This is a genomic window from Kutzneria buriramensis (genome assembly GCF_003387475.1).
GTDB lineage: Bacteria > Actinomycetota > Actinomycetes > Mycobacteriales > Pseudonocardiaceae > Kutzneria > Kutzneria buriramensis.
Map to the genome: position 1 here is coordinate 280900 of NZ_QUNO01000005.1, position 11461 is coordinate 292360.

Genomic DNA, 11461 nt, shown 5'->3' on the forward strand with positions numbered 1-11461 from the left:
GCGAGACCACCATGGACAGCTCGACGCATGGTGGGTCCAGATTTCCTGTGCCGCGCAAGGCGGCAGGCCCAGGCCAACAGCCTGGTGACCATCGTCGGTGTGATTGTCGTCGTTCACCTCATCGCCGTTCACCTCCCGCCACACGACGCAGAAGCCCTTGCCGAGACGGGGACGTCAGGCCGCCCAGCGCCGTGGCCGCTGAGCGGCTGGCCGAGCCGTGTCTGCCGGCACGCGATACACATCGTCGTCGCTGTCGTCGTAGAGCATCACGTCGCCGTCCAGGTCCTCATCGTCGTCTGGATAGCTTGTCGCGTCCGCCGGCTCGGGTTGCCAGGCGCTGATTCGGCCCAGGATCTCCCGGTCATTCGGGTCGAACGCCGCCTCATTCAACGGCTGGTCGGTGCTGGGCGCGCTGTGTTCGACATGGGGGCCGCGAGCGGGCAGCTCGGCCAATCGGTACCGGCGGGCCACGGTGTCGCCGCTACGCGGTGTCCACAGGCCCCAGATCGGCCCTGCTGGGCCATCAGGGTGGTTGTGGTCGCGTGCCGCTGTGGCGATCACAAAGCTGGGCGGCGAGCCAGCGAGGTCGCGGTGCAGCGCCGCTCGCAGGGCGATCTCCCGTCGGGCGGAGTGCACCGAGAACAGCAGGACGCCGAAAGCGTTGGTGGGGAAATCGCCGTAGTCGACGATCTTGCCCGTGACCCTGGCGAGGGGCTCAGTGCCGGTGTCGTGTTCGAGGAAGAACCGCACAACGCGGCCGTGCTCCTCCCAGCAACCGTATCCGTCCGGGCGTGGTCGAACAGTGCGCGAGTCCACGTTTGTCCAGAAGAACTCCGTGCACTGCTTCTCCAACCACCACTGCGTCAACCTCGCCGCCGCGCCATCGCGTCGGCGGGCCGGGTTGCGATGTGCGGACAGGGAGCAGAAGAACTCGTTCACGCCGAGCTGGTGGTCCAGCTTCGGCCACATCCCGAGCCGTTCCAGGCTCTCGGCGTACGCCTTCTGCGCGGGCGGCTTCTGCGCGCGCTGCGCGGCGATCAATCGCGCGCCGAGGTAGCCCAGCGCGAACCGTGCCTGGCTGGTTCCGCCCATCGGGTAGGTCTCGCGGAACGTGAACACCACGCCCAGCTCGCGTAGTCGCCGCAGCCGGTCCTGCGCGCGGCGTAGGGACGCGAACTCGATCGCAGCGATCTGGTTGGTGGTCAGGACCTTGTGCTCGGCCAGTAGCGCCAGCAGTCGCCGGTCCCGGTCGACCAGGCGGAACCACAACGCCGCGTCCGGTTCCCCCGCCCGGCGGCCGGCAGTCCCGCCGCGCGGGTGACGATGTGTGGATTGGTGAGGATTGCCCCTCAGTCGGCCTTCCGTCCGCTCCCGCCGATACCACCTCTGACCAGCGGTGTTAGCCGGAATCGCCTCGGCGTTTGGGGCAGCGGATTCAGAACGCCGAGGCTGCGCCGAGCCACACGCTGCGCCAGACGCCAGCCCATCCGCAGCTGCTACGCCACGGTCATCGGCACGGCTGTCGCGGTCCACCATGGTCACCACCGCCTCCCATCCGGGGTAGCCGAGAGGTGCTCGGCATAGAAGAACTCCGAATTTCGGCCCCAAAATCGCCACGGGTAACCAAATCGTGACCGAATTCCCAGGTTGTCTGGGCTCGCGGACCCGCGTGCCTGCCGAACCCCTCGCCGACGAGCGAGAGCCATGAGCGGCGCCTCCATCCATCCTGCCGGAGATCCATGCACTCCTTAACTCCGGTTTTCGGGCCAATCGGGGACATCGACCCTGCCGGCCGTGACCAGGCTGTGACCTGGGGCGCGGTGGACATGATCAGCCACGGCTGCCGCGCTCTTCGACGATGGCAGGGGAACGGACGCACTTGCGTCGTCGGCGCTGATGACATATGAGCAGAGGGTGATCCGCGCTGTGGTGTTCGACGTCGGCGAGACCCTGCTGGACGACACCCGAGAGTGGGGTGCCTGGGCCGACTGGATCGGCGTGCCTCGCAACACCTTCTCGGCAGTGATGGGCGCGGTCACCGCGGCCGGTCGGAACAACGCCGAGACCTTCCAGTACTTTCGCCCCGGCTTCGACCTTCACCGCGAACGGCAGCTGCGGGAGGAAGCCGGCAAAGGCGAACGTATCGAGGAGTCCGACCTCTACCCCGACGTCCGCCGCGCCCTGCAACGGCTGCGCGACCAGGGTCTGTGGCTCGGTGTCGCCGGGAACCAGACTGCTCGCGCCGCCGAGCTGCTGCGCGAGCTGCGGCTCCCCGTCGAGGCGATCGCCACGTCCGGAGAGTGGGGCGTCGCCAAGCCCGACACCGCATTCTTCGAGCGCGTCGCCCAGATGGCACCAGGCGAACCGGACCAGATCGTGTACGTGGGCGACCACCGGGACAATGACATACTGCCAGCGAAGGCGGCCGGTCTGCGCACGGCGCTCGTCCGGCGCGGCCCATGGGGCTATTTGTGGGCAGATGACCCGCGGGTGGTAGGAGCAGCCGACTGGCGGGTAGATTCACTGGATGAGCTTCCGGAATTGCTGACCGCGTGATTTCTGGAGGGACGCGATGACACCAAGCGGGCAGATTGACGCCGGCTGGCGAATCGCTGCTGCCCGTGGCCGCCAAGGTCTCACGCAACAGGACCTTGCGCAGTTGGCGGGCGTGTCCCTCAGTCTGCTGAAGAAGATCGAGCAGAACTCACGACCCGCAACGGCCGACGTCCGAAAGGCGATCGCTCGCAGCCTCGGCATGGACGAGGACGAGTTGTTCGCGGGCATCGCCGGAACACCAAGCAAAGTGCATACAGCAATTCCCGTCCTCCGGCGGATCATCGGCTCGCTCGACCACCCCGAGGACGGCCCCGTGCGGCCCCTGCCGCAGCTGGTCGGGGCGACGGCGGCGCTTGTCGACTATCGGGTGGCGTCGCGGTACCGCCGACTCAGCGATGAGCTTCCCGACGTGCTCTCCGAGCTGGCACGAGCACACTCCCAAGCGGGCGCAGACAACGAGCGGGCCGCGGAACTGCTGGTCCAGGGCCTACGCGCCGCGGACGGCATCGCCTACAAATTCGGGTATCTCGACCTTTCTGCCTGGATCATCGAACGGATGCGCCGCACATCCGAGCAGCTCCAGAACGAACTGGTCGGGGCGGCCACCGCGTACGTGCACACGGAGACCTTCTTCGCGACCGGCGACCTCGCGGCCGCCGGATACGCGCTTGACCAGGCCGCGAGCCGCGTCTCGCCGACAAAGTCGATGGCGGCCGCCGCGACCTACGGCAGCCTGCATATGCGGGCCGCCGTCGTCGCAGCCCGAGCCCGCAAGGCATCCTCGGCCATCGAGCACCTGGCGGAGGCCCACCAGTCCGCCGCTCGTGTTCGCGAGGGTGTCTACTTCGGGACGGCGTTCGGTCCGTCCTCGGTCCGTGTGCACGAGGTCGCCGTTGCCGTGGAGCTGGGCGACGCTACGGGCGCATTGCGCGCGGCGAAGGACTGGGCACCACCGGCCGAACTCCCCGCCGAACGCCGATCTCATTTCTACATCGACCTCGCGAGTGCCCAGTTGTGGGCCGGTCGCCGAGATCGATCCCTGGCCTCTCTTCAGTCGGCACGCCAGATCGCACCCCAACACGTGCGGGAACACCCGCGAGTAAAGGAAACCACGCAGACCTTGTTGCGGCTGTCCCGGCGGCCGGACGCGGCGCTCGTGGGATTTGCGAGCTGGTTGTCGTTGATCTAGTCAGGTGACGCGAGGGACACAATTTTGTGCCCCTCGTCGACCTGCGGTCTGGCCACGATGGTTCCGCTGATGTAGACGGGACTTCGGAGAAGGCCGTGACCATTTCAGACGCAGAACCAACTGCGACACAACGCAAGCATCGACACAGCCAGAAGCCTTCGGCACGCCGTGAGCGGATGCTGAAGGAAATGCTGGCAACTATCCGCCGGCTCGACGATCCCAACGCGGCAGTACCGTCACCGGCAGCAGTCGACCACCAGGATTTCCTGCTCCGGCTCGCCTGCTTCGCCTTCGAGATCCTGCGTCAGCACTCCGTCGACGACCACGGCCGCTGCCGCCGATGCCGACCGAGCAGGTCAGGCTGCCGACGCTGGCTTCGCTGGCCAACGCGCAAAGCCCCATGCCTGATCCTGAGCGTCGCCTCGTTCTACTCGACGGTCCCGACCGAACACGTCTGGTTCCAAATCCTGCCGCACCTCGGCATCCACCGCGAGCTCCAAGACATCCGCGACCAACTCGCGCGCCTGGCGGCAACCTCCGAGCACGAGCCGGTCTGGCCGACGGACGACGAACTGACCCAGCCCGGCGTGACGTCACCGGTGCCCACGATCCCGATGCCGAGCGTCGAAGCGCCCAGCGGTCGTCACGCCCTGTCTGCCTGACCACAGATCCGTTTCCGACAAGGAGTTCCACCGTGGGCATCGCCGACGGCCACGACAACGACGACTGGACGCGCAACTCCGACTGGCGTCCCTCCGAAGTGGACACGGAGCGGGCCAGTGCCGCCCGGATGTACGACTACTACCTCGGTGGCTCGTACAACTTCGAGGTCGACCGGGACAAGGCCAAGGAAGTCCTCGCCGTCCTGCCCGAGGCCCGCACCTTCGCCCGCAACAACCGCGCCTTCCTCCGCCGAGTCATCCAGTACGGCGTCGAGCACGGCATCCGACAGTTCCTCGACCTCGGCTCCGGCCTTCCCACGGTGGGCAACGTGCACGAGATCGCCCAAGCCCTCGTCCCCGACGCTCACGTCGTCTACGTCGACAACGAGCCCGTCGCCGTCGCTCACAGCCTCGACATCCTCACCGGCAACCCGTACGCGACCTGCATCCAGGAGGACATCACCCACCCCGACCGTGTGCTGCACCACCACGAAACACTGCGGCTGCTCGACTTCTCCCAACCGATCATGGTCCTGATGTGCGCCGTGCTGCACTTCGTGCCCGACGACCAGCAGCCCGCCCGCATCGTGCAGGCCTACTCCGGTGCCCTGGCCTCCGGCAGCTACCTCGCGCTGTCCCACGCCACCGCCAGCGACTACCCCGACCGGCTGGCCGACGTCGTCGAAATCTACCGGCACACCCAGAACCAGGCCCACCTGCGCTCGCGGGCGGAGATCACCACGATGCTCGCCAGCTTCGAGCACCTGGTCTGGCCCGGCGTGGTCTACACCCCGGAGTGGCGGCCCGAGCACTGGGCCGACGTCGGCGATCCCGCGCAGTCACTCGCCTTCGCCGCCCTCGCTCGCCATCCCTGATCACGCTGGGAGCACGACGCCATGCCCCACCGTCTTTCGCTGGTCCGCCGCGCCGCCAACCTGCGCCGCAGCTACACCGGCGAAACCGACTCGACCCTGTTGCCGATCATCACGCAGGGACTCGGGAGGCTCTCCGCGGACGAGCGGGGAACCCTTGCCGGGGTGCTCGATCACGGCTACGAGACCAGGCTGCTCGGCGAGAATCCCTTTCCCACAGTGGATCAGCGGTTGCGTGACGTGCTGTTGGCCGACGCCACCGACGCCGCCCAGCAGCAGTTGGAGGCCGGGATCCTGTTCGCGCTGGGCCAGATCGCGCCCTACCACTGGCCAGAGACGCAGGTGGTCGCGCCGATGCCGGTCTGTCGGATCGTGCGCCCCATCCGGGATACCGGGGAGACGATTCTGCACCTGAACGCGGGGATCCTGGCGCCGATGATGGCCGTCCTGGCTCCTCACGTCGTGAACGGCCAGGTGCAGGGGCTCGCGGGCCTGCGCGCGACGGTGCATCGTCGCCACGTCCAACTCCACCTCGCCGACGGTGGCTCGACCTCGACGGTGGCGCTGTCGGGCAAGAGCTTTCGCCAATGGGCGGCCACGCTTGCTTTCGCCGAGCAGGTGATCGGTCCCGAGCGGTTGCCCGTCCTCGACGGCGGTCTGACCGTGGCCGAGCGAGACGTGATCCGCGCCGGCCGGATTCCCGGCCCCGTAGCGCTGGCGAGCGCGCTGTTGCGCCGCCTGCGCATACTGGGTGACACGTTCTGGCTGACCGTCCGCACCGATGGTCCCGACGGCATGCGCGTGGACTGGGCCGGTGGGCGTTCCGCCGCGCAGGTCGCCGCCGCACTCGTGCATCCCTTGACCGGCCTTGCCGGAGAGCGGTTCTACGTCACCCGGGTCGTCGACGGCTCCGTCACCATCATCGCCACCGGAATCTCCGGCGAGCCGACAGCGAAGCTCGCTCTGCATCAGGCACCGCTGACCGCGACGCCACCGTTCACCCGCGTCGACGTGACCGCCGCATGGGCCGAGTTCAAGCGCGTCATGACAGCACCCAACCCCAGCTTCCCGCGCGTAGAGGTCGCGGCGCGATGACACCCAAACGAGTGCTCCGTCACGCGGTGCCTGGAGCACTGATGGACGGCACCGCTGGCGTCACGATCGTGACGCTCGATGCGGATCACCATCGCGTGCTGGTCCAACTGACAGCCGACGCACGGTTCACCCTCAGCCTGGGTGCAGTCGATCTACGTGTGCTGCTCAACGCCCTGGGCAAGGGTGAGATTTGCTACGTATCTGGCTTGCACGCTTCCCACAGCTGGCGACTGCTGGGCGCACATCCGCACCACGAGGGTGGCGTCGCGCCGTTCGAGGTACCGGTCGGCGATGGGGCGATGCTGCTGTACCTGGAACTGCCCGGCGAGCCAAAATGCCAGGCGGTTGTGCATGTCTGTCAGATCGTGCACGATCGCGAGCAGGTGGCCGAGTTGACCAACCACCTCCACAGCGCACTCGCGCTGCTCGAGACTCCCCTCATCTGACGAATCTGCCTGCACGCAGTGACTCATCGGCTACTCTCAGCTAGTTGGTCGCCCGCGGGAGCGGCGGGCCTGGGGAGACGGGGGTCTCGTGCCGGTCATCGAGCTCGACTACGCCGAGCTGGGGATCGCCTGGCAGCGCTCAGAGCTGCCCAGGTTGTCGCCAGTCTTCACCTGGCGCAGCCACGCGAGCGCGCCCGATGACCCACAGCAGGCATTGCGTGATGCCGAGGATCGGCTGCGCGCGCGGGGTCTGATCGAGCGTCGAGGCGGACTGGACGACGATCTCTACGGCGTGCTCGCGCTGTTCGCCCTTGCTCCGATCGAGTTGGACCTGCGGTTCGCACCAGCGCCAGCCCGTGAGATCCGAGCGTGTGTAGCCGCGCGAGACGGTTACGCCGCTCGGGTGGTCCTGGACGGCGACCGGGTACGGATCGATACCGTTCCGGACTACTCGGCGATCGCTTCTCTGGTCGGCGTACTTCCCGACCTGTCACCGTGTCCAGGCGCCACGGTGAGCGTGCCGACCAGCGATCTGGATGCGGCGGTGACCGACGCCGGCCGGCAGGGCGGATCTGATGCCGCAGTGGAGGCAGCGTTGCGTGCCCGAGGTGTGCGTTCAGACGCCGCGCGGGGCCTGACCGCCCTGGTCGCAATCGAGCGGACCGGGTACGGCACGTTCGGCGCCGCGGCACGCGACTCCAGTGGCCGGCGCTATCGCGACCCCCGTGTGGTCAAGGTGCTGGATACCGTACGCGGCCGGGTGGCGATGTTCACACGTTCCGGCTACACCACCGCCGCACCTGCCGACACGGCGCTGCTCGTCCGGGTTGCGGGTGAGCTGCTGGAGGGAACCAGGCGGCGGGCTATGACCGTCTGATTCGTGCCACCATCATTGCCGCGTGCGTGAACCATCATCCCGGGGAGGACATCGACGATGGCCAACGGATTCACCGACGGTGCCGCAGGAGCCGTCGGTCGGGAAATGGCGACGCTCGCGGTCTGGGCCAATGATGGGAAAGGCGGGTTCACTCAAGGCCAGCTCAAGGTCGACCCGGAGCAGCTGCCCACGGTGAAGGCGACCTTCGTGCAGGCGCGGGAGAAGTTCAAGGCCATGGTCATCTCCTCCCAGAAGTTGCAGAACATCGCCCCTCCCGGCGATGACGAGGTGAGCAAGAAGGCGGTCCAGGATCTCGGCAAGTTCGCTGGTGACGGCGACGGCTGTCTCGGCAAGACACTCAACGACTGCATCGCCCGCTGCGACGACATCATCGGCAACGTCGAGAAGTCCATGCAGCTGTACAAGGTCGCGGACACCAGCGCCTCGATCAAACTCAAGCCCTGACACTTTCGAACCAGGACGTGATCGTGAACCGAGTCCTTCCTCGGACCGCACTCGCCATGGCATGCACCCTGGCCACCTTGACGGCTGCCGCATGCACGTCGACGGGCACAGGCAGCCCACAGCCGGCGACCAGTACGACCACCAGCGCCGCCAGCGAAGTCCCCAAGGTCGTCAATTCCAAGACCATGAAGGGGATCGATGCCTGCCAGCTGCTCACGGCCCAGCAGTTGCAGACCTTGGGCGCTACCGGTGCGCCAAAGAAGGGCTCCTCACCGTGGGGGGATGCGGACTGCACCTGGAGCGGTGACGACGTCACGATCAACCTCGCACCTGACACCACCACAGGTGCCGGGCTCGCCCAGACCTACAAGAAGAAGAGCAGTTTCAACGGCTTCCAGCCGACCACGGTCAGCTCCTACCCAGCCGTCCAGGTCAACAAGCAGTCCCTGTCGTGCGGTCTGTTCCTGGGGGTCTCCGATACTCAGGAGTTGTCGATGACCGTGTTCGTCGAGGGACAGAGCAACCCGGACTACCACAATCCGTGCGCGTTCGCGCCCAAGGTCGCCGCCGCTGTATTGGTCAATCTGCCCGCTGCGCGGTAAAGGGGAGGGAAGCATGTGGCCTTTCAGTACTGAAGTTGCAGGCGAGGCGCACGCCGCCTTCGACCACAAGACGGTCTACGACCAGATCCACAGCGGCAGCGGCCCCACCAACCTGTCCACTGCGGTCGGTGGCTGGCACAACGACATCGGCGGCCAGTTCGACGAGATCCACGGATTGATCACCACCGGGCTCAAGCAGGCCAGCGCATCGTGGGAAGGCGCAGCTGCCGACGCGTTCCACAGCGACACCGCGCCGATGGCGCAGTTCGTGTTGGACGCCAAAGACGTCTCCACCACCGTGGCGAACGCGCACGAGCAGCAGGTCAGCCACTTCACCGATGTGCGGGACAAGATGCCGCCCCCGGTACAGGTCACCGCGAGCGACAACTGGCTCTCCCGTGGTTGGGCACACGTCACCGGGGACAAGACTGACAAGGAAGTCCAAGAGCAGCAAGCGATCGATGCCTCCGACCACGCCGCAGCGATCTACGCCGACTACCGCAACAGCACGACTTCGACCACCACGTCCCCCGCAAGCTACCCGGTGGTGCCGAGCAGCAACGGCGTCGATGCCGCACCGCAGCAGCAGCCCGGTGGACCGGTGCCCTACAAGGGAAGTAGCTATCAGCCAGGTCCAGGCGGTGGCGGCTACTCGCCGCACGTGGTGTCCCCACCCGGCCCGGTCAGCCACGCGCCAATCCCGCCGTCGGGACCGCCCGGCGGGCAGCAGCCCCCGTACACTCCGCCGCCCACGGAACTGCAGCACGCCCCAGTCAGCGGCCCGCCAACGGTCGGTCCGCCCGGCGGCTTCCCGCCAGTTGGCGAGCCGACTCCACCACCCGGCGGAAACTCGCCCATCGGCCCGATCGGGTTCTACGGTCCGTCTGGGTCCGGTGACGTTGGTGGCGACAGCGGTGCCGGTGGTCGCGGTGCTGGCACTCGAGGTGGTGTGTCGACAGGTTTCGGTTCCCGTGGCGGTGCCGCTGGCGCGGGCGGCAATGCAGCGGGGCGTGGTGCCAGTGCCGGGGCGGGCGCGCTGGAGGAAGGCGGTCCAGGTGCACGCGCAGCGGCTGGTGCCGCAGGCAGGCCCTGTGCCGCCGGCAGCCTAGGAATGAGCGGGGCCGCAGGGCGCGGCAAGGGCAAGGGTGACGAAGACCAGGAGCACCTGAACAAGTTCATGGAGCCCACAGACGAACACTGGGGCACCGGGGAGAAAACGGTGCCACCCGTAATCGGGGACCCCGACTACCACAGTGGCCTGTAGACCACGAGTACGAAAGGCCGACGTGGCCGCGAATGAGTGGGACCCCTGCACGAGGCAGATGGATCGTTGGACTGCGATCTACGCCTCGTCTCGTGAGGCAGGACAACTCCCATGAGCAAGATCAACGCGCATCCTGACCACCTACGTAAGTCCGGCGGAAAGCTCAGCGCCTTCGGCGGGAAGCTCGCCGAAGGCGGTCAGAAGCTGGAGAACACCGGTCAGAACCTGGTCTCGCACGCCAGCAACGACAAGTCCGGCGTCGGAGCCGTGGTGGCCAAGGCCATGGGCAAGGGCGTGCAGATCACGGGCAAGGTCTTCAACGAGGGCGGCCGAGTGGCCGAAGGCGCCGGCAAGCGCCTGGGAACCACTGCTGATCTCTACGAAGAGGCTGACGGCAAGGGCGCCGGGTTGCTCAAGAGACTGCATCCCGACTCCAAGGACGTTGACTCGAAGGGCAGACACGGGTCCTCAAGCGCGTCTCGTGGGCGTGGAACGCATACCGGCAAGGGCCACGGCACCACGACCGAGAGCCATGCAACGCCAAGACACTCCGCTGGGGCCGCCGACAGCCGTGCTGAGGAGCAGCGGCGGCTACGTGAGCAGTACGGGGAACCCAAGCCCGACAGCGACTGGCTCGCCGACGCCGACGACGTCAAGCATCGCCGCCACCCTGGCCTGATGCCTGGGAACGAAAAGTTCGATGCCGTCACCAGGGGCCACAAACCTCCGACAGGCATCGAACTCGACCAGTTCAACTCAAAATGGTCAGAGGGACGCGATCCCAACAGCGGGTTCGAGAAGTACCGGTATCCCACCGAGGAGTACGGGCACCCCAACGGCTTCGACACGCCGCAGGACAAGCGTGCCGAGTGGGTGCCGCCGGGAACCAAACTGGACCGGTTCGGAAGTGAGTATGGCTCGTTCCTGGCGACCGAGGGTGCTCCCTGGTCCGAGCGCGCGTTGCCACCGTACACTCTCAGCTCGCCGTACCACACCTATGAGGTGACGCGGCCGTTCCCTTCGTGGGTCGGACCCGCGGCAGGCTGGTTCGACCAACCCGGCGGCGCGACGCAGTATTTCCTTGGAGAGTACGACGTCGACCGCCTACTCAAGGCCGGCTATCTACGCGAGACGACCGGCGAGTGATCGAGGAGATTTGATGAACACCCGCAACCTGGCAACCAACCTGCAGTACATCGGACTTCCCGCAACCACCGTGGTCGTCGGCGGACTGGCCGACGACCACCACTGCATCATGCGCACCGAGGACGACCAGTGGGAGGTCTTCTTCTACGAACGCGGTGAAAAGCGCCACCGGGTCGTCGTTGCAACCGAAGACGTCGCGTGCACCTACATTTTCGGTCTGCTGGCTCACTCGCAGGTATTGTCAGAGAGGCTGGTCCTCGCAGACTGAACGGCGCCACCCGTCGTCG

13 protein-coding genes are annotated in these 11461 nt (G+C 67.0%); 12 read left to right on the forward strand and 1 reads right to left on the reverse strand.

All coding sequences use genetic code 11. The features are described 5' to 3' along the window. Positions 1-174: 174 nt before the first annotated feature. On the reverse strand, positions 175-1536 hold the full coding sequence (locus BCF44_RS16615) for a replication-relaxation family protein (protein WP_246015216.1): 1362 nt from the start codon (positions 1534-1536) through the stop codon (positions 175-177). A gap of 378 nt (positions 1537-1914) precedes the next feature. Here BCF44_RS16615 and BCF44_RS16620 point away from each other — a divergent pair, with 378 nt between their 5' ends. The 12 genes from BCF44_RS16620 (at position 1915) to BCF44_RS16670 (ending at position 11442) form a co-directional block, all read left to right on the forward strand. Beyond that, positions 1915-2556, forward strand: a complete 642-nt coding sequence (locus BCF44_RS16620; protein WP_116175188.1) for an HAD family hydrolase — start codon at positions 1915-1917, stop codon at positions 2554-2556. 16 nt (positions 2557-2572) lie between these two features. Then, a complete protein-coding gene (locus tag BCF44_RS16625; RefSeq protein WP_116175189.1) occupies positions 2573-3745 on the forward strand; it encodes a helix-turn-helix domain-containing protein in 1173 nt (390 codons plus the stop codon). 95 nt (positions 3746-3840) lie between these two features. Beyond that, entirely contained in the window at positions 3841-4407 is a 567-nt protein-coding gene (locus BCF44_RS57535; RefSeq protein WP_246015149.1) for a hypothetical protein, read from the forward strand. A gap of 32 nt (positions 4408-4439) precedes the next feature. After that, on the forward strand, positions 4440-5282 hold the full coding sequence (locus BCF44_RS16630; protein WP_246015151.1) for an SAM-dependent methyltransferase: 843 nt from the start codon (positions 4440-4442) through the stop codon (positions 5280-5282). 99 nt (positions 5283-5381) lie between these two features. Then, entirely contained in the window at positions 5382-6374 is a 993-nt protein-coding gene (locus tag BCF44_RS16635; protein ID WP_147328510.1) for a hypothetical protein, read from the forward strand. A gap of 41 nt (positions 6375-6415) precedes the next feature. Beyond that, the gene (locus tag BCF44_RS16640) at positions 6416-6820 is read left to right on the forward strand and encodes a hypothetical protein (RefSeq protein ID WP_116175191.1); all 405 of its coding nucleotides are present in this window, start codon (positions 6416-6418) and stop codon (positions 6818-6820) included. 88 nt (positions 6821-6908) lie between these two features. Continuing rightward, complete coding sequence (locus tag BCF44_RS16645; protein ID WP_170217572.1) at positions 6909-7697, forward strand: ESX secretion-associated protein EspG; 789 nt, start codon at positions 6909-6911, stop codon at positions 7695-7697. A gap of 57 nt (positions 7698-7754) precedes the next feature. Next, complete coding sequence (locus tag BCF44_RS16650; protein WP_116175193.1) at positions 7755-8162, forward strand: hypothetical protein; 408 nt, start codon at positions 7755-7757, stop codon at positions 8160-8162. Positions 8163-8239: 77 nt separating this feature from the next. Beyond that, positions 8240-8764, forward strand: coding sequence for a DUF3558 domain-containing protein (locus BCF44_RS16655; RefSeq protein ID WP_170217573.1), 525 nt, complete (start codon positions 8240-8242; stop codon positions 8762-8764). 13 nt (positions 8765-8777) lie between these two features. Next, positions 8778-10028 carry a PPE domain-containing protein gene (locus tag BCF44_RS16660; RefSeq protein ID WP_116175195.1) on the forward strand — a complete coding sequence of 417 codons (1251 nt, stop codon included), beginning with the start codon at positions 8778-8780 and terminating at the stop codon, positions 10026-10028. Positions 10029-10139: 111 nt separating this feature from the next. After that, positions 10140-11174, forward strand: a complete 1035-nt coding sequence (locus BCF44_RS56595; protein WP_211353048.1) for a TNT domain-containing protein — start codon at positions 10140-10142, stop codon at positions 11172-11174. Positions 11175-11187: 13 nt separating this feature from the next. Further along, positions 11188-11442: a hypothetical protein gene (locus tag BCF44_RS16670; RefSeq protein ID WP_116175196.1), complete on the forward strand. Its 255-nt coding sequence runs from the start codon at positions 11188-11190 to the stop codon at positions 11440-11442. Positions 11443-11461: the final 19 nt, after the last annotated feature.

Bases quoted from the DNA above. Each gene is read 5' to 3' on its own strand.
- BCF44_RS16615 (WP_246015216.1), bottom strand. From the start codon at position 1,536: ATGGTGGACCGCGACAGCCGTGCCGATGACCGTGGCGTAGCAGCTGCG.
- BCF44_RS16625 (WP_116175189.1), top strand. From the start codon at position 2,573: ATGACACCAAGCGGGCAGATTGACGCCGGCTGGCGAATCGCTGCTGCC.
- BCF44_RS16640 (WP_116175191.1), top strand. From the start codon at position 6,416: ATGGACGGCACCGCTGGCGTCACGATCGTGACGCTCGATGCGGATCAC.
- BCF44_RS16650 (WP_116175193.1), top strand. From the start codon at position 7,755: ATGGCCAACGGATTCACCGACGGTGCCGCAGGAGCCGTCGGTCGGGAA.
- BCF44_RS16660 (WP_116175195.1), top strand. From the start codon at position 8,778: ATGTGGCCTTTCAGTACTGAAGTTGCAGGCGAGGCGCACGCCGCCTTC.
- BCF44_RS56595 (WP_211353048.1), top strand. From the start codon at position 10,140: ATGAGCAAGATCAACGCGCATCCTGACCACCTACGTAAGTCCGGCGGA.
- BCF44_RS16670 (WP_116175196.1), top strand. From the start codon at position 11,188: ATGAACACCCGCAACCTGGCAACCAACCTGCAGTACATCGGACTTCCC.